16 protein-coding genes are annotated in these 17871 nt (G+C 71.9%); 9 read left to right on the forward strand and 7 right to left on the reverse strand.

Annotated features, from left to right (window positions below):
* Positions 1 to 57 precede the first annotated feature (57 nt).
* Entirely contained in the window at positions 58 to 945 is an 888-nt protein-coding gene (locus DEI93_RS03915) for an acyl-CoA thioesterase (RefSeq protein WP_181434903.1), read from the reverse strand.
* A gap of 76 nt (positions 946 to 1021) precedes the next feature.
* Here DEI93_RS03915 and DEI93_RS03920 point away from each other — a divergent pair, with 76 nt between their 5' ends.
* Positions 1022 to 1726, forward strand: coding sequence for a DUF8185 domain-containing protein (locus DEI93_RS03920; RefSeq protein ID WP_111119802.1), 705 nt, complete (start codon positions 1022 to 1024; stop codon positions 1724 to 1726).
* Here the strand turns inward: DEI93_RS03920 and DEI93_RS03925 are convergent.
* The 3 genes from DEI93_RS03925 to pepN form a co-directional block, all read right to left on the reverse strand.
* Positions 1695 to 2210: a globin gene (locus DEI93_RS03925; protein ID WP_111119801.1), complete on the reverse strand. Its 516-nt coding sequence runs from the start codon at positions 2208 to 2210 to the stop codon at positions 1695 to 1697. The two genes, DEI93_RS03920 and DEI93_RS03925, sit on opposite strands and share 32 nt — an antisense overlap.
* Positions 2207 to 3244 carry a mechanosensitive ion channel family protein gene (locus DEI93_RS03930; RefSeq protein ID WP_111009932.1) on the reverse strand — a complete coding sequence of 346 codons (1038 nt, stop codon included), beginning with the start codon at positions 3242 to 3244 and terminating at the stop codon, positions 2207 to 2209. The genes DEI93_RS03925 and DEI93_RS03930 overlap by 4 nt, the downstream gene beginning before the upstream one ends.
* A gap of 186 nt (positions 3245 to 3430) precedes the next feature.
* Positions 3431 to 6022, reverse strand: a complete 2592-nt coding sequence (gene pepN, locus DEI93_RS03935) for an aminopeptidase N (protein WP_111119800.1) — start codon at positions 6020 to 6022, stop codon at positions 3431 to 3433.
* A 113-nt stretch (positions 6023 to 6135) separates the two neighbouring features.
* Here pepN and DEI93_RS03940 point away from each other — a divergent pair, with 113 nt between their 5' ends.
* On the forward strand, positions 6136 to 6777 hold the full coding sequence (locus tag DEI93_RS03940; protein WP_111013790.1) for a mycothiol-dependent nitroreductase Rv2466c family protein: 642 nt from the start codon (positions 6136 to 6138) through the stop codon (positions 6775 to 6777).
* Between the two features lie 179 nt (positions 6778 to 6956).
* Here DEI93_RS03940 and DEI93_RS03945 read toward each other — a convergent pair whose 3' ends face one another.
* Positions 6957 to 7469: a GNAT family N-acetyltransferase gene (locus DEI93_RS03945; RefSeq protein ID WP_111027790.1), complete on the reverse strand. Its 513-nt coding sequence runs from the start codon at positions 7467 to 7469 to the stop codon at positions 6957 to 6959.
* A 75-nt stretch (positions 7470 to 7544) separates the two neighbouring features.
* On the opposite strand from DEI93_RS03945, the gene DEI93_RS03950 reads away from it, so the two are divergent.
* On the forward strand, positions 7545 to 8033 hold the full coding sequence (locus tag DEI93_RS03950) for a ribose-5-phosphate isomerase (RefSeq protein WP_111009926.1): 489 nt from the start codon (positions 7545 to 7547) through the stop codon (positions 8031 to 8033).
* 9 nt (positions 8034 to 8042) lie between these two features.
* Positions 8043 to 9017: an Fpg/Nei family DNA glycosylase gene (locus DEI93_RS03955; RefSeq protein WP_111013788.1), complete on the forward strand. Its 975-nt coding sequence runs from the start codon at positions 8043 to 8045 to the stop codon at positions 9015 to 9017.
* Positions 9018 to 9075: 58 nt separating this feature from the next.
* Here the strand turns inward: DEI93_RS03955 and DEI93_RS03960 are convergent, their stop codons facing one another.
* Together DEI93_RS03960 and DEI93_RS03965 are read right to left on the reverse strand one after the other, a co-directional pair.
* Positions 9076 to 10581 (reverse strand): amidohydrolase, encoded by a 1506-nt coding sequence (locus DEI93_RS03960; RefSeq protein WP_220037879.1) that lies wholly within the window; start codon positions 10579 to 10581, stop codon positions 9076 to 9078.
* Positions 10578 to 11267 carry an FMN-binding negative transcriptional regulator gene (locus DEI93_RS03965; RefSeq protein ID WP_111035596.1) on the reverse strand — a complete coding sequence of 230 codons (690 nt, stop codon included), beginning with the start codon at positions 11265 to 11267 and terminating at the stop codon, positions 10578 to 10580. The genes DEI93_RS03960 and DEI93_RS03965 overlap by 4 nt, the downstream gene beginning before the upstream one ends.
* Before the next feature lie 220 nt (positions 11268 to 11487).
* On the opposite strand from DEI93_RS03965, the gene DEI93_RS03970 reads away from it, so the two are divergent.
* From DEI93_RS03970 to DEI93_RS03990, 5 genes are read left to right on the forward strand one after another with little or no spacing between them, the layout of a single operon-like run.
* Entirely contained in the window at positions 11488 to 13092 is a 1605-nt protein-coding gene (locus tag DEI93_RS03970) for a peptide ABC transporter substrate-binding protein (RefSeq protein ID WP_258372239.1), read from the forward strand.
* Positions 13089 to 14585 carry a M14 family zinc carboxypeptidase gene (locus DEI93_RS03975; protein ID WP_111119799.1) on the forward strand — a complete coding sequence of 499 codons (1497 nt, stop codon included), beginning with the start codon at positions 13089 to 13091 and terminating at the stop codon, positions 14583 to 14585. Before DEI93_RS03970 ends, DEI93_RS03975 begins: the two co-directional genes overlap by 4 nt.
* Complete coding sequence (locus DEI93_RS03980) at positions 14585 to 15514, forward strand: ABC transporter permease (protein WP_111009919.1); 930 nt, start codon at positions 14585 to 14587, stop codon at positions 15512 to 15514. The genes DEI93_RS03975 and DEI93_RS03980 overlap by 1 nt, the downstream gene beginning before the upstream one ends.
* A complete protein-coding gene (locus tag DEI93_RS03985; RefSeq protein WP_111119798.1) occupies positions 15511 to 16401 on the forward strand; it encodes an ABC transporter permease in 891 nt (296 codons plus the stop codon). The genes DEI93_RS03980 and DEI93_RS03985 overlap by 4 nt, the downstream gene beginning before the upstream one ends.
* Before the next feature lie 28 nt (positions 16402 to 16429).
* Positions 16430 to 17866, forward strand: a complete 1437-nt coding sequence (locus tag DEI93_RS03990; RefSeq protein ID WP_111119797.1) for a serine hydrolase — start codon at positions 16430 to 16432, stop codon at positions 17864 to 17866.
* The last annotated feature ends 5 nt before the right edge of the window (positions 17867 to 17871 follow it).

The following is a 17871-nucleotide window of genomic DNA, read 5'->3' on the forward strand; positions in this document are numbered from 1 at the left end:
GCGCACCCGGAGCCGTGGGGGAGTCGTCGGGTCTTCCTGGGACCGTCAGACCCCCGCTCAGGCCCCGGGCACGCGGAGCATGCCCTCCTGCGCGACCGTGGTCAGCAGGCGGCCCGAACGGTCGAACATCCGGCCGATCGCCAGTCCACGGCCGCTCTGCGCGCTCGGTGACTCCTGCGTGTAGAGCACCCAGTCATCAGCGCGGCCGTCGCGGTGCCACCACATCGCGTGGTCGAGGCTCGCGCTCTTGACGCCCGGCGTGCCCCAGGCGAGGCCGTGCCGCCGCATGATCGGCTCGAGGATCGACAGGTCGCTCGCGTAACCGAGCACGGCACGGTGGAGGGCGGGGTCGTCGGGCAGGTCACCGGCCACCCGGAGCCAGACGGCCTGGTGGGCGACGCGCTCGCCGGTCACCTCGATGAACACCGGCCCTCCGGGGTGCCGGACGTCGATCGACCGTTTCGCCCAGTGGCGGGCGACGGGGTGGTCGATCCCGGCGAGGAGCTCGGCGGCCGACGGCAGGGACTCGGGATCGGGGACGTCCAGGGGCATCGCGTCCTGGTGCTCCACGCCGGTGTCGGGCGTCTGGAACGAGGCGATCATCGAGAAGATCGGCACACCCCGCTGGTACGCCTGGACCCGACGCGTGGCGAAGGAGCGGCCGTCGTGGATCCGCTCGACGGCGAACGTGATCGGCTCGTCGATGGCACCGGGTCGGAGGAAGTACCCGTGCATCGAGTGGATGGCCCGCCCGTCGATCGTGGTCTGCGCCGCGACGACGCACTGGGCGAGGACCTGCCCGCCGAACACCCGGCCGCCGGGTGACCAGTGGCTCGACCCGGTGAAGATGTCCTCGCCGGTGCTCGCACCCGTGTCCACGAGCCGGAGGGTGGGCATGAAGTCCGGTTCGCCCGTCGTCGGGCCTCCGTGCGCTGGGCCGTTCATCGCCCCGTAGTCTACGAGCCACCCGAGCGGGGTGCCCCAGCGGTCCGGGGGCGTGGTCCGTTATCCTCGACCGTTGATGAGCCCGTCGTTCACGCTTCCCGACACCACCTCCCTCGGCGACCTCCGCACCTACCTGCGGCGGGCCTCCCGGGTGGAGGACGGATCGGTGCGGCTCATCGCCGGTGGCGGCGTCCTCGCCGTCTACACGGCGATCCTCTACCCGGTCGGGTTGCTCGACGAGGTGCCGACGGTGCTCGGACTCCGGACGTTCGCGCTGGCCGATCCGGTCGAGTTCGACGCCGTCGTCCCGATCGCGTCGTTCGTCCACCGGCTCGACGCGCTCGTCGAGGAGCACCGCTCCGCCGAGGAACGCGGACTGGACCCGACCGCGGCGACCGCCGTCACGGCTGAGCTCCCGCTCGAGGTCCACACCGTGACCTGGGCCGCGATCTCGCCGCCCCGCGGTGGCTGGGTCGCGCAGCTCGACATCGATGCCCGCACGCTCCGCCGGGTCGCGCGCGAGGGCATGGCCGAGGTGGCAGAAGCCGTCCCGACGGCCGCCGGCGACGCCGTCGTGCGCCGCGTCCGCGCCGAGGTCTGGGGCAGGCCCGTGAACGGTGAGGAGCACCTGCCCGCTGGAGCCGCGTTCGCGGCCGAGAGCCTCGGGTTCCTGGCCGAGGGTGAACCCGTCCGTCTGTTCGAGACGGGGCCGTGGAGCCGCCTGACGACGACCCGCGGGCATGTGCTCGTCAAGCGTCGGGCGTGGAGCCTGTCCCGCTGACGTCGCCCGCGGCGTTCACCATGGCGTGCGCCGCGCGCTCGAGGTACGCCCAGAGCATCGCCTCGTCCATCGGAGCGAGGTCGAGACCGTCGACGGCGGCGCGCATGTGCCGCAACCAGCGGTCCCGTGCATCCGGGGTCACGCGGAACGGCATGTGCCGCATCCGCAGCCGCGGGTGCCCGCGCTCCTCCGAGTAGGTCGTCGGTCCGCCCCAGTACTGCTGGAGGAACAGGGAGAGTCGCGAGATCGCGCCCTCCAGGTCCTCGGCCGGGTACATCGGCCAGATGACGGGGTCGCTCTGGACACCCTCGTAGAAGGCGCGGACGAGCCGGTCGAACGTCGGGGCGCCGCCGATCCGGTGGAAGAGCTCGCCGCCCGGGGTCACGCCGCCCGAGCCCACGCGGAGCGTGATCGGCTGCGGCCCGACGCCGACGCCGGGGCGCTCGGTGCCCTGGGCGGGGCGCTCGGTGCCGTCGCCGCTCATGCCGGGTCCCGGGGCGCCGTGGCCTTCTTGCGGGACGGTCGGGTGACGGGCGTCGGATGCGTGCGCGGGGGGCGAGCGCCGTTGATCGAGGTGGCGTTCTCCCACCCGGCGGGCATGATCATCGCCATGGCGGGCAGCGTCACGCCGAGGTCGTCGACCGCCTTCTTGAGGCGGACCCGGAGCTCCCGGCCGACGGCGTCGAGTTCGGCAGCGCGCGTCTTGATGACGAGCCGGAACACCATCGCACCGTCGGTGATCGTCTGGAGGCCCCAGATCTCCGGCTTCTCGACGATGCGCTGCCGCCAGCGGGTCTCCTGCGCCATCGCCACCGCCGCGCCGAGCAGTGCGTCCTCGACGGCGTCGATGTCCGTCTCGTACGGGACGGTGACGTCGACGAGGACGCGGGACCATCCCTGCGACATGTTCCCGACGCGGAGGATCTGCCCGTTCGGTACGAACCAGAGGATCCCGTTGACGTCACGGACCTGCATGACCCGCAGGCCGACGTTCTCGACCACGCCGGTGGCCTGACCCGTGTCGACGACGTCACCGACGCCGGCTTGGTCCTCGATGATCATGAAGATCCCGGACAGCAGGTCCTTGACGATGCTCTGCGCCCCGACGGCGAGGCCCGCGGCGACCACCGACGCCCCCGCGACGAGCCCCAGCAGGTTCGCGCCGAACTGGCTGGCGATGATGACGAGCGCCACGACGGCGATCACCACGGTCGCGACGTTCTCGAGCACGCTGCCGAGCGTCCGGGTGCGCTGGATCACACGCGCGGTCTGCAGGGGCGACGCGATGAGGGCCTGCGTGTCCTCGACGTTCTGCCGACGCTTCACACCGTTGACGATGCGGTCGACGAGGTTCCGGATGACCCGGCGCAGGAACAGTCGCAGGACGACAGCGAGGACCACGACGATCACGATCGTGATCGCCGTGTGCCAGGTGTCGACGAACTGCGTGAAGGCGTTCGTCACGATGGTCTTCGCTTCGTCGGTGGGGGATGGGGTCGATGTCGCGGCGAGGAGCATGGTCCGAGCGATGGTAGGGGATGGACCTCGGCCGGACGTTCAGCTGCGCCCGGCCGAGGCGCGGTCACACGGTGTTCTCAGGGGTCCCGAGGCCTGTCACGAGGATGACACCCTGGAGAGGATCCCAGGAGCGGGCGGAGTACCCGAGGGAGGGGCGGCGGGGGCTCCCGCCGCCCCTCCCTTCGATCAGGCGTCGGCCGCCTGGACCGCGAGCGCCCGCTCGACACCGGCGAGGTTCTCGACGACCAGGCGGCGGAGCGCCGGGGTCTCCGCGTGGGTGTCGAGCCATGCCTGCGTCGCGTCGCGGAGTTCGACGCTCGCGAGCGGCGCCGGGTAGAGGCCCGCCACCAGGGTCTCCGCGATGTGGTAGGTCCGGTTGGCCCAGATCTCGGTCAGGGCGTCGAAGTACCGCGACACGATGCCCTCGAGCGCGACGGGCGTGAGGACGTGCTGGTACCCGACCGCGGTCTGCCGCACGATCGCGTTCGGCAGGGCGTCGGAGTCGACGAGCGACGAGAACGCGGTGAGCTTGCCCTCGGCGGTGGGGATGGTCGCCCGCGCGCGCGCCGCGGCCTGCTCACCGTTCGCCGTCGGGTCGGCGGCGAGCTCCGTGGCGATCTCGGACTCGCCCGCGGCGCCGTTGAGCACGAGCCCCTCGAGCAACTCCCAGCGCAGGTCCGTGTCGATCGTCAGGTCGTTGAGCAGGACGTCACCGCTCCGGAGCCCCTGCAGCGTCGCGACGTGCTCCGGGGTCGACGCGATCTGCGCGAAGAACTTGACGAACTGGAACTGGGCGTCGGATCCGGCCTCCGCCGTCGCCGCCAGCTGCCAGAGGGCGTCGCCGACCTCGCGGACGGTGGCCTCTCGCTTCGCGGGCGCGACGTAGCTCCGGGCGGCCAGGAGCAGCTGCGACAGCGTGGTCCGGATGGTCGTCGACTCGGTCTCGGTGGCGATGTTGCCGAGGACCAGGCGGACGTAGTCGCTCGCCGGCGCTTCCGCGTCGCGGGTGGCGTCCCACACCGCACCCCAGACGATCGACCGGGCGAGCGGGTTCGCGATGGCGGCCAGGTGTTCCACCGCCGTGCGGCGCGAGTCCTCGTCGAGGCGGATCTTGGCGTACGCCAGGTCGTCGTCGTTGAGCAGCACGAGGTCCCCGCGGTGCACGCCGACGAGCTCCCGGACCTCGGTCCGCGGGCCGTCGACGTCGATCTCGATGCGGTGCGTGCGCTCGAGCTTGCCACCGGCGGACGCGGCGTTCGCGCCGAACGGGTGGACGGCCTCCTCGTGGGCGTCGCCGCCGAACGCGTACACGCCGATGGCGAGGCGATGGGGACGCAGCGTCGGGTGGTCGCTCGGGGCCTCCTGGAGGACCGCGAACGCGGTGATCACGCCGTCGTCGTCCGTCGTGAACTCGGGACGGAGCGTGTTCACCCCGGCCGTCTCGAGCCAGACGCTCGACCAATCGGAGAGGTCTCGGCCGCTCGTGACCTCGAGCTCGGCGAGCAGGTCGCGCAGCTCGGTGTTGCCGTGCGCGTGCTTCTTGAAGTAGGCCGAGACGCCGGCGAAGAAGGCGTCGATCCCGACCCAGGCGACGAGCTGCTTGAGGACCGAGCCGCCCTTCGCGTACGTGATGCCGTCGAAGTTGACCTGGACGTCCTCGAGGTCGTTGATGGTGGCCACGACGGGGTGGGTCGACGGGAGCTGGTCCTGCCGGTAGGCCCAGGACTTCTCCATCGCCTGGAACGTCGTCCAGGCCTCGGTCCACTCGGTGGCCTCGGCGGTCGCGATCGTCGACGCCCACTCCGCGAAGGACTCGTTGAGCCAGAGGTCGTTCCACCACTTCATCGTGACCAGGTCGCCGAACCACATGTGCGCGAGCTCGTGCAGGATCGTGACGACGCGGCGCTCCTTGATCGCATCGGTCACCTTCGAGCGGAACACGTAGGTCTCGGTGAACGTCACGGCACCGGCGTTCTCCATGGCCCCCGCGTTGAACTCGGGCACGAAGAGCTGGTCGTACTTGTCGAAGGGGTAGGCGACGTCGAACTTGTCCTCGTAGTAGGCGAAGCCCTTGCGGGTCGTCTCGACGACGTACTCGGGGTCGAGGTACTCGGCGAGCGACTGCCGGGCGAAGATCCCGAGCGGGATGGTGCGGCCGTCGCGGCTCGTCAGTTCGCTGCGGACCACGGTGTACGGACCCGCGATGAGCGCGGTGATGTAGCTCGAGATCCGCGAGGTTGGAGCGAACGTCCACGTCGCGACGTCGCCGTCGACGCGGGGCTCGGGGGTCGGCGAGTTCGACACGACCTGCCAACGAGACGGCGCGGTGACCGTGAACGCGAACGTCGCCTTGAGGTCGGGCTGCTCGAACACGGTGAACATCCGGCGCGAGTCCGGGACCTCGAACTGGGAGTAGAGGTAGACCTCGCCGTCGACGGGGTCGACGAAGCGGTGCAGGCCCTCGCCCGTGTTGGTGTACCGCATGTCGGCGACGACGGTGAGCTCGTTCTCGGCCTGGAGATCGTCGAGGCGGATGCGCACGCCGTCGTTGACGTCCGCCACGTCGAGCGCGGTGCCGTTGAGCGTGACCGCGTGCACGGCCGCGGTGATCGCGTCGATGAACGTCGCGGCACCCGGCGTCGCGGAGAACCGCACGGTCGTGGTGCTCCCGAAGGTCTCGTCACCCCGTGTCAGGTCGAGGTCGACCTCGTAGGCGGCGACGTCGACGACGGCCGCACGCTCCTGGGCTTCGATTCGGGTGAGGTTCTCTCCGGGCACGGGCCGCTCCATCCTTCTGCGAGCGCGCAGGCGTCGTGGGCCCGGCGCGTCGGGGGTGTCGTCGCCGTCGATGGCGACCCGTCAACCCTACCGACGCGCGTAGTGTCACCGGCATGACGGACACCGCTGTGGACAGCTCCCCGACGACCCCGACCGCTGTGGACTTCTGGTTCGACCCCACGTGTCCCTGGGCGTGGATGACGAGCCGCTGGGTGGGCGAGGTCGAGCAGCACCGCGACCTCGACGTCACGTGGCACGTCATGAGCCTGTTCGTCCTCAACGAGGGCCAGGACATCCCCGAGAACTACAAGGAGGCGCTCGACCGGAACCAGGTGTACTCGCGGCTCGTCACCGCGGCGCGCCTCCGCCACGGCCAGGACGTCGTCAAGCGCCTGTACGACGCCCTCGGCGAGCACATCCACCACCGTCAGGAGAAGGACCCGCAGCAGGTCGTGCCCACCGTCCTGGAGGAGCTCGGACTCGAGGCCGATCTCGCCGACGCCGCGTGGACCGACGAGACCGACGCCGCGATGCGCGAGAGCCACCGCGACGGCATCGAGCGGGTCGGCCAGGACGTCGGCACCCCGGTGATCGCCGTCGAGGGCACCGCGTTCTTCGGCCCCGTCATCTCGCCCGCCCCGAAGGGTCAGCAGGCGCTCGACCTGTGGGACGGCGTCGTCGCGGCGGCCCGGTACCCCGGCTTCTTCGAGCTCAAGCGCTCCCGCACCGTCGGCCCGATCTTCGACACCGTCTGACGCGGCCGCCGTCGGCCGGGAGGCGCGGGTCGGTCCCGCCCCGTCCCTCCCGGCCGCCCCTGGCCGGCCCCCGGAGTCGCCGAGATCGCAGAACACGCCGCTCACGGATGGACGTGAGCGGCGTGTTCTGCGATCTCGTCGGAAGGTCGACGCGGAGGCGGAGGGTCGGGCCCACCCCGTCAGGCCAGGGCTCGCCGCATGACGACGAGGTCGTGCCACCGGTCGAACTTGCGGCCGACCTCGCGCACGGTGGCGACGTGCTCGAACCCGAACCGTTGGTGCAGGCGGATCGACGCGGCGTTGTCCGAGGCGATGTCGGCGATCATGACGTGTCGTCCGGCCCGGACGGCGTGGTCGATCGCGGCCCCGAGGAGCGTCGACGCGATGCCCCGGCCGTGGAACCGCGCGTCGAGGTAGATGCTGTCCTCGACGGTCCACCGGTAGCCCGGGTTCTCGCGCCACGGCCCGTAGGTGACGTAGCCCGCGACCGCACCGTCGGCCTCGGCGACGAACACCGGGAACCCGTCGCGGCGGCGCTCCGCCAGCCAGTCGTCGAACCACGCGCGGGGGAGCGGTTCGTCGCGCCAGATCGCCGTGGAGTGCAGGACGGCCTCGCGGTGGAGCGCGTGCACGACGTCGAGGTCGTCCGGCTCGGCATGCCGCACGACGACGTCCGGCGGGGTCGTGGTCATGCCTCGATGCTAGGGGCCGGCAGCACCCCGGACCGGCCCGGAGCGGCGTCTGCGCCCGGGAATAGGATCGCAGGCATGCGCATCCACCTCGGCACGGACCACGCCGGCCTCGACTTCTCGCACACGCTCGCCCAGCACCTCACCGAGGCCGGCCACGAGGTCGTCGACCATGGTCCCGCCGAGTACGACCCGCTCGACGACTACCCCTCGTTCTGCATCAACGCCGCGTCGGCCGTCGTGCGCGACCAGCGTGCGGGCGTGCAGGCACTCGGCGTCGTGTTCGGTGGGTCGGGCAACGGCGAGCAGATCGCCGCCAACAAGGTCGAGGGTGTGCGCGCCGCGCTCGTGTGGAACGAGTCGACCGCGCTGCTGGCCCGGCAGCACAACGACGCGAACGTCATCTCGATCGGTGCCCGCCAGCACACCGAGGCCGAGGCCATCCGCTTCGTCGACCTGTTCATCGCCGAGCCGTTCTCGGGCGAGGAGCGCCACGCGCGTCGCATCGCGCAGCTCGCCGAGTACGAGACCACCGGCACGATCGCCGGCAAGCAGATCGACGCCTGAGCCGTCCCGATGCCCGAGGGTCACTCCATCCACCGCATCGCGCGGCAGTTCTCCCTGCACTTCGTGGGGCAGCGCTGCAGCGTGTCCAGCCCCCAGGGGCGGTTCGCGGCCGGCGCCGCCCAGCTCGACGGCCGCGTGATGACCGGGGCGACGGCGGTGGCGAAGCAGATGTTCCTCGAGTTCGAGGGCGGCCTGTTCCTCCGCGTGCACCTCGGCCTCTACGGTGCTTGGGACTTCGCCGGCGAGATATCGACCGACGCCACGATGGCGAGCGCGAACGGCCGGATCGGGCAGACCAACCAGCGCGGGACGATCGTCGACGCCGCGGGCGAGGACTCCCTGGCCAGCATCGGGGCACCCCGCCGCTCGCGCTACCGCATGGCGGAGCAGGAGCACGAGGAGACCCCGATCGAGGCCTTCCCGCCCGAGCCGGTCGGCCAGGTGCGGGTCCGGATCCTCACGGACACCGCCGTCGCCGACCTCCGTGGGCCGACCGCGTGCGTCGTCGAGACGGCGGAGGAGATCCAGCGCGCCATCGACAAGCTCGGCCCGGACCCCATGGTCGACGACGGCCCCGAGGCCGAGCAGCGGTTCGTGGACGGTGTGCGGCGGCGGAACGTCCCGATCGGGCAGCTGCTCATGGACCAGTCGGTCGTCAGCGGCATCGGGAACGTCTACCGCGCGGAGCTGTTGTTCCGCGCCCGCCTCGACCCGTACAAGCCGGGCAAGCAGGTCACCGACGAGCAGGCACGGGCCCTCTGGCGGGACTGGTCGAAGCTCCTGCACGACGGCGTCCGCGTCGGTCAGATGATGACGATGGACGACCTGACCCCCGAGGAGTACGACGCCGCGCTCCGCAGCCGTGACGACCGCCACTGGGTGTACCACCGCGCCGGGCTGCCCTGCCGCGTGTGCGGGACGAACATCGCCATGGCGATGATGGCGGGCCGCAAGCTCTACTGGTGCCCGGTCGACCAGACCTGACCCGGTCCGCACCGCAGCGGCCCTGCTCGGCGCCGGCCCCGCTCAGCGCCGGCCCCGCTCAGCGGTCCAGGTACGTCCAGCGCCCCGCGACCGCGGTCCCCAGGACGCGCATCGACCGGAGCGCACCGGACGACGCCGCGAGCGGGTCCGATGCCACGAGCACGAGGTCCGCGACGTCGCCGACCGCGACCGTGCTGCGGCCGTCGGTCGACGCCGTCCACGCGGTCAGCTGGTCGATGCGCTGTTCCGGGTGCCACGCCTCCCGGCCGTCGCGGTCCCGACCGACCGCCGCCGCCATCGACACCCACGGATCGAGCGGCGCGACGGGGGCGTCGGACCCGAGGCGGAGGCGCGCCCCGGCCTCGCGGAGTGTGCGCAACACGAACGCGCGGTCGGTCCGGCCGGCCCAGTAGCGGTCCGCCACGTCGCGGTCGTCCATCGCGTGCTCCGGCTGCACGCTCGCGTCGACGCCGAGTCGAGCGAACCGGGCGACGTCGGCGGGGCGCAGGAGCTGCGCGTGCTCGATGGACCCGCGGACCCCGACCTGCTCGAACACGTCGAGCGCCAGGGCGTTCGCCCGGTCGCCGATGGCGTGCACCGCGGGGACGAGCCCGCCGTCGGCGGCGCGGCGCACGAGCGCGCGGACCTCGTCCGGCGTGAACGCGAGGACCCCGAGTGCGTCGTGCCCGTGCAGCCCCGCGTAGGGCTCGTCGACCGCGGCGGTGCGGGTGTTGAGCGAACCGTCGGTGATCACCTTGAACGGCCCCATGGACACCAGGCCGAGGGTGCCGGGCACGACATCCCCCGTGCGCAGCCCGCGGTCGAGCACCGCGTCGAGCTCCTGGGGGTAGACGCCGGATCGGACCCGGATGCCGTCGATGCCGGCGCGGACGCGGCGCGTCCAGCGGTCGAGCCCGAACCGCATCTCGAGGTCGACGACCCCGACGACGCCCCGGCCGCTCGCCGCCTCGACGGCGTCGGCGACGTAGTCGTCGAGCACCGCGTCGGGCACGCGGGAGATCGCCGTGCTGACGTCGAACGCGTCCTGCTCACGGAGCAGCCCGGTCGGATGGGCGACGAGGGAGCGGCCGAGCAGGTCGCCGTACCGCGCGAGCGCGATCCCGTTGCACCACACCGCGTGCAGGTCACCGCTGACGACGACGACCGGGAGGCCCGGCGCGGCCCGGTCGAGCAGGTCACGGTGGGCGGCGTCCGGCCAGAGCCCGTCCCGGAACCCGTAGCCGATGAGGACGTCGTCGGGCGGGGCGCTCCGCGCGGCGTCGGCGATGACCGCGGTGACGGCGGCGGCGCTCGTGCATGCCGAGACGTCGACCCGGCGCCGGACGAGCGCCCACTGGTCGAAGTGCGTGTGGTGGTCCCACAGCCCGGGGCCGAGCCAGGCACCGTCCGCGTCGACGACGTCCTCGAGGTCGGCCGTGGGCGTGGTGGACTCGATGACGCCGGCCGGTGCGACGGCGGCGATCCGGCCCTCCCGGACGAGCACGTCCGCGGACGCGCCCGCGGTCCCGATGCGCCGGACGTGGCGGATGAGGGTCCCGGTCACGTGCGGTCCGTCCCGGGTGCCGGTTCCGGCGCGGGCCGGTCCTCGGGATCCGGCGCGGCCGTGGCGCGGTCACGGACGCGACGCATCTCCGCGGCGAGCGCCGGGTGTCCGTACGGCCCGGGGGACTCGAGCCCGGCGATGACGTCGTCGACGACCTCGGGCGCCTTGTTCTGACTGAGCTTGGCGCGCGCCTCGAACCGCGTCACCCGGATCCGGATCCCGACGGTGCCCCGGGCGATGCGGCGGGCGGCGTCCTCGTCGACGTCGAGGCCGACCGGCGACGGCATGCGCCGCTCGAAGTGGTCGACGAGCTCCCCCAGCACACGGAAGTTCTCCTCGTCGGACAGGATCTCGGGCGTGCCCCACAGGTGGGCGGTCACGTGGTTCCAGGTGGGCACGAACTGCTGGGCCGGGTACCAGGCGGGCGAGACGTACCCGTGCGGACCCTGCACGATGACGAGGACCTCGTGCCGTCCGAGTTCGTGGGCGACCTCGTCGGGGCGCCCGACGTGGCTGACCAGGGTGATCTCCGTGGCGTCGTCACCCGGGTCCTCGAGCAGGAACGGGTAATGCGACGCGACCAGGCCCTCCGTCGTCGCGGACACGATCGTCGCCCACGGGTGCGCGCGGACCAGGCGGCGGACCTCCTCGGGGTCCGTCATCAGGAACGCGGGTGTGTGGCGCATGTCGGACAGCGTCCCACAGGCCCTGCGCGGCCACCACCGGGGCTGTTTCGTCGGTGTTTCGACCTCGTGAAGCTTTCAACGCGGAGTGAAAGAAGCCTTGAGTGCGCGCCGCCGTGCTCCCTACCGTGAGCAGCCAAGCCGGCTCCTGCCCGGCCCGGCCGACCGATCCGGCGGCCACAGCAGGCCCGGCGCGACGCGTCGCGGCCCCGCGAGGAGCGAGATGGACATGCGACGGAGTGGCATCGCGGCGGTGGCCGCGGCGGCGGCGTTGGCACTGGTGGCGACCGGGTGTTCGGCGGGCGGCGGGTCCTCGTCGGACGACGCGTCCGGCACGAGCCTCGTGTACGCGACCGGCGTGCCCGACCACCTGACCCCGGGCCGACAGACGGTGGCGTTCGACCAGGTGATGAGCCTGTTCGCGCCGCTCGTCCAGACCGACAGCGACGACCACCTGACGGACCTGGCCGCGAAGAGCGTCAAGAGCGACGACGCCACGACCTGGACCATCACGCTCCGCCACGGCTGGAAGTTCCAGAACGGCGAGACCGTGACGCCCGAGAGCTACGTCCGCGCCTGGAACTACACGGCGTACGCCCCGCACGCGTGGGAGAACAGCGGCGAGCTCGCCGGGATCGTCGGGTACTCCGACCTCAACCCCACCTCGGGCACGCCGACGACCGACACCATGCGCGGGCTGAAGGTCACCGGCAAGGACACGTTCACCGTCACGCTGACGCACGCCGACAGCCAGTTCCCGCTCCAGCTGAGCCAGGCGCAGACCGCGTTCTACCCGATGCCGAAGGCCGCCTACCGGGACATCAAGGCGTACGACAAGAAGCCGATCGGCAACGGCCCGTACGAGATGACCGAGGCCTGGACGAAGAACAAGGAGTTCACCGTCAGGGCCTGGAGCGGGTACCAGGGGCCGGCGCCGAAGACCGAGCGGGTCACCTACCGCAGCTACAGCGACATGGACACCGCCTACACGGACGTCCTGGCCGGCAACGCGGACGTCCTCTACCTGCCCGCCGACAAGATGACGAGCGCGAAGTCGGACTTCGGGGACCACCTGTACTCGTTCACCTCGCCGGGCATCGACTACCTCGGGTTCCCGCTCTGGGACAAGCGGTACTCCGACCCGCGGATCCGTCAGGCGATCTCGATGTCGATCAACCGCAAGCAGGTGGACAAGGCGATCTACGGCGGACTCTACGATCCCGCGACCGCGCTCACCCCGCCGGTCATGTCCGGAACCCAGGAGGGCATCTGCGGCAAGTACTGCACGTACGACCCCGCGGCCGCCAAGCAGCTCCTCGCCGCGGCGGGCGGGTTCTCCGGCGAGATGGACCTCGTCTACCCCGGCGGCCTCGGACTCGACTCCCTGTACCAGGCGTACGCGAACCAGATCCGCCAGAACCTCGGTGTCGCGAAGGTCGTGGCGAAGCCCACCACGGACTGGGCGTCGTACTACAGCACGCTGACCGCCAAGACGGTCGCCGGACCCCACTTCGGCCACTGGGGCGCCCTGTACACGAGCCAGCAGAACACGCTCCGCGCGCTGTTCACCGCGGCGGGCGGGTGCACGACCTGCGCCGGGTACTACCAGAACGACGACGTCGACCGGCTGCTCGACCAGGCCGACGCCGCATCGACGCAGTCCGCCGCCGACGCCCTGTACAACAAGGCGCAGAAGCGGGTGCTCCAGGACTTCCCGATCGTCCCGACGTTCTTCGACAAGTACTCCTACGTCACGAGCAGCACGGTGACGAAGCTCCCCGAGGTCGCCGGCAGCCCCGTGATCTCGGAGATCCAGGTCAGCAAGTGACCGGCCTCGACACCGCCACGATCGTCGAACACGCCCGCGCGGTCCCGCAGCACACCGGGTTCCCGACGGTCGACGACCTCGTCGCACGGTTCGACCGCCTGGCGGCCGACCACCCCGACGCCGTCACGGTCATCCGCGTCGGCACCAGCCGCCTCGGCGAGCCGATCCACGCCTACCGGGTCGGCCGCGGTGCACGCTCGGCGGTCGTGGTCGGCGGGGTGCACCCGAACGAGCCGATCGGGTCGTGGACCGCGCTGCACCTGGCCCAGAGCGTGCTCACCGACCCGGTGCTCGCGGCGGCCCTCGACACGACGTGGCACATCGTCCCGACGATCGACCCGGACGGCATGCGGCTCAACGAGGCGTGGTTCGACGACCCGACGGACCGCGTGCACTACGCCCGGCACTTCTACCGGCCGGCACCCGACGCCCAGGTCGAGTGGACGTTCCCGACGAACCACAAGGGCGCGTACTTCGACCGGGTCCTGCCCGAGACGCTCGGACTCATGCTGCTCATCGACCGGGTGCGGCCGGACCTGCTCGTGAGCCTGCACAACGGCGAGATGGGCGGCGTCTACTACTACCTCTCCCGCGACGAGCCGGAGGTCATCACCACCCTGCACGCCGTGCCGGCCGCGCTCGGGCTCCCGCTCGACACCGGCGAACCGGAGTCCCCGTACCTGCGGGAGTACGCGCGGTCGGTGTTCGCGATGGGGGAGATCGACGAGGCGTACGACTACTACGAGTCCCTCGGCATCGACCCCGCCGCGTTCATCGGTGGGTCGTCGTCGTCCTCGTGGGCGGGGCGCCACGGCACGCTCTCGCTCGTGGCCGAACTGCCGTACTGGCAGCACCCGGACGCCGACGACGACACGGCGACGGGCGAGTCCTACGCCGACCTCGTCCGTCGGACCGCCGACGCCATGGCGGTCACCGGTTCCGTCCTCGATCAGGTGCTCGACGCCGCGTCCCCGATGCTCACCATCGCGACCCCGTTCCTCGAGGCCTCGCGCGCCTTCGTCCCGATGCTCGCGCGCATGGCGGAGACGGACCGCGCCCGGGCCGACCGCGAACCGCCGGAGCGGATGGCCACGGTCGCCGAGCGGTTCGGCCTCGAGGACCTCGTGCGGTGCTTCCGGCTCCGCTACGGCGGCATGCTCCTCCGTGCGATCGAGGCCGAGACCACCGCGGGCACGGCGCCCGTGGCGCTCCGGCGCCTCCGCGACCGCCTCGTCGAGCAGTACGCGACGTGGCAGGCCGAGGCGGGGACCGGAGCGGAGCAGCCGATCCCGCTCGCCGCGCTCGTCGGCGTGCAGTACGGCGCGGTCCTCGCTGCGGCGTCGCATCTCGCACGCACGCTCGGCCCGGCGGCGGGCGGCGGCGACGGACCGGCGGCCGGCTCTTCGGCGGAGGCCGACCCAGGGGCGGACGCCGGCGACGGGGCCGCCCGCAGCCGCGCCTCCCGACCGGTGGGCGTGCCGGGAGGCGCGTGATGCGGACCGCGCTCGTCGTCGGCCGCCGACTCGGCGGCCTGCTCATCGTGTTCCTCGGGGTGACGTTCCTCATCTACGCGATGACGTTCGCGCTCCCCGGCGACCCGATCAAGGCGCTCGGCGGCGACCGGCCGCTCAGTGACGCGGTCGTGCACGCGCTGCGGGCCGAGTACCACCTCGACGAGCCACTGTGGGAGCAGTACCTCCGCTACCTCGGCGGCCTGCTCCACGGCGACTTCGGCACGGACTTCGACGGCGAGAGCGTCGGCTCGGAGATGGCCGCGCGGTGGCCAGTGACGATCGCACTCGCGCTCACCGCCTGGCTGTTCGAGATCGTCCTCGGCATCGGACTCGGCGTCGTGTCGGCGCTCCGGCGGGGCACCGTGCTCGACCGGACGGTGCTCATCGGCACGATCGTCATCGGCGCCGTGCCGGTGTTCGTGCTCGGCGTCGGCGCACAACTCGTGTTCTCCGTGCGGCTCCGGTGGTTCCCGGTCGCCGGGGTCACCGCGGGGTGGCCGTTCGCCTACGTCCTGCCCGCCCTCGTCATCGCGGTCTTCGGTCTCGCGGCCGTCTCGCGGCTCACGCGGACCAGCGTGCTCGACACCCTCGACGCGGACTTCGTGCGCACCGCCAGGGCCAAGGGGCTCACCCCCGGACGCGTCGTGGGCGTGCACGTCATGCGCAACTCGCTCATCCCGACGGTCACGTACCTGGCGACGGACCTCGGGTACCTGATGGGCGGGACCGTCATCGTCGAGGGCATCTTCAACCTCCCCGGCGTCGGCAACCTGCTGTTCCAGGGGATCCGGTCGCACGAGGGCGCCACGGTCGTCGGGATCTCCACCGCCCTCATCCTCGTGTTCCTGGTGACGAGCGTGCTCGTCGACCTCCTCCACGCCGCCCTCGACCCGCGAGTGAGACGATGACCGACTCCGCGCTCAGCGCCACCCTCGAACCCGTCGTCGCGACGCGTCGTCGTCCGCTCGCCGCGGCCCTCCGCACGCCCGGTTTCTGGGTCCCCGCCGCGGTCCTGGCGCTCGTGCTCCTCATCGCCGTGTTCCCGGCGTTCTTCGCCGGGATCTTCGGCCACGGCGACCCGCGTGCCTGCGACCTCGGCCGGAGCGGTCACGGCGCGTCCGCCGGGCACCCGTTCGGCTACGACCTGCAGGGCTGCGACGTGTACGCGAACGTCGTGTACGGCACCCGCTCGTCGGTCGCCGTCGGGGTCCTGACGACCGTCCTCGCGATGGTCGTCGCGGTCGTCGTCGGCACGCTCGCCGGCATGAACGGCGGTTGGGTCGACGCCGTCCTCTCCCGCCTCACCGACGTGTTCCTCGGCTTCCCGTTCCTGCTCGGCGCCGTCGTCGTGCTCAACAGCGTCGGCGACCGGAACGTCCTGACGGTGTCGCTCGTGCTCGCCCTCTTCGGCTGGCCGACCATGGCCCGGCTCGTCCGCGGGTCCGTGCGCGGCATCCGGCAGGCCGAGTTCGTGCTCGCCGCCCGCACGATGGGACTCTCGACCTGGCGTATCACGACGCGGTACGTCCTGCCGTCGTCGATCTCGCCGCTGCTCGTCCTCGCGACCATCACGGTCGGTGGGGTCATCGTGTCCGAGTCGTCGCTGACCTACCTCGGCATCGGGCTCGAGGCGCCGGCGATCTCCTGGGGCCTCCAGCTCTCGGCGGCCACCACCCAGTTCCAGCAGGCGCCACACATGCTCGTGTTCCCCGCCCTGTTCCTCGCGGTCACCGTGCTCAGCGTCATCGGGCTCGGCGATACGCTGCGGACCGCACTCGACCCGCGCCGCCGTTGACGCCGGTCACCGATCAGGAGGTACTCCCTTGACCAACGCCGAACCCTCCGCCGCCGCGCTCGACGCGTACCGCGGCGTCCTCCCGTACATCGCCGACTGGGTCGCGTACAAGGTGTGGCAGCTCCGGGTGCCGGGCGTGCAGGTCGCCGTCGGCTACCAGGGCGAGGTCGTCTGGTCGACCGCCTACGGCTACGCCGATGTGGAGGCCGAGCGCCGGTTGACGGAGCACGACCTGTTCCGCATCGCCTCGCACTCCAAGACCTTCACCGCCACGGCGCTCATGCTGCTCGCCGAGCGGGGGCAGCTCCGTCTCGACGACACCGTGGGCACGTACGTCCCCGCGCTCGTCGACGCGGGGTCGCCGATCGCCGACGCGACCGTCCGCGAGCTCATGGAGCACGGCGCCGGGGTCCTCCGCGACGGACTCGACGGCGACTACTGGTCGCTGGCGCGGCCGTTCCCCGACGAGGACGAACTGCTGGCGCTCGTGCTCGACCAGGGGTCGAAGGTCCCGGTCGGCTCGAGCTTCAACTACTCGAACCTCGGGTACTCGCTGCTCGGCATGGTCGTCGCCGCGGTCTCCGGGCGTCCCTACAACGACTACGTGCGCGAGGAGATCATCGAACCCCTCGGCCTCCGGGACACCGGGCCGGACTGGGACCCGACCCGGGCGGACGACTTCGTCGTCGGGTACACGGGCTTCCACGTCGACCGCACCCGCTCGCGGCTCCCGCACGTGGACACGCGCGCGATGGCCTCGGCGACCGGGTTCCACGGCACGGCCGAGGACCTCGTCCGGTACTTCTCCGCGCACGTCATCGGGCAGGGCGAGCTCCTGTCCGACCACGCCAAGCGTCAGGCGCAGCGTCGGGCGTGGACCGCCGAGGACGACCCGGCGTCGCGCGGGTACGGCATGGGGTTCATCGTCGACCGCGTGGCCGGGCACGACGTCCGTGGACACTCGGGCGGGTTCCCCGGGCACATCACGCAGTCGCTGTTCGACCCGACGTCGTCGCTCGTCATCTCGGTCATGACGAACGCCGCCGCCGGACCCGCGACCCTGCTCGCCCAGGGCATCCTCCGGCTGCTCGACGCCGCCGCGGACACGGCGGCCCCGGGCGACGCACTCTCGGACGCCCCCGACGACGTGGACGTCGACACCCTGACCGGTCGGTTCGCGAACCCGTGGGGCGTCGTGGACATCGCCCGGATCGGCGACCGTCTGCTCGAGATCGACCCCTCGGCGCCCGGACCGCTCGACAGCGTCACGCGCCTCACCGTCACCGGGCCGGACACCGTGCGCATGAGTTCCGGCAACCGGTTCGGCTCCGTCGACGAGGACATCCGGTACACCCGCGACGACGACGGCGCGGTGACCGCGATCCGGGCGGGCGGGGGCATGTCGATGACGCCCTGGGCCGTCCCGGGCGACGAGTCGCCCGCGGTCGCCGCCGGACTCGCCTGAGCACG

The organism is Curtobacterium sp. MCBD17_035 (assembly GCF_003234815.2).
Taxonomy (GTDB): domain Bacteria; phylum Actinomycetota; class Actinomycetes; order Actinomycetales; family Microbacteriaceae; genus Curtobacterium.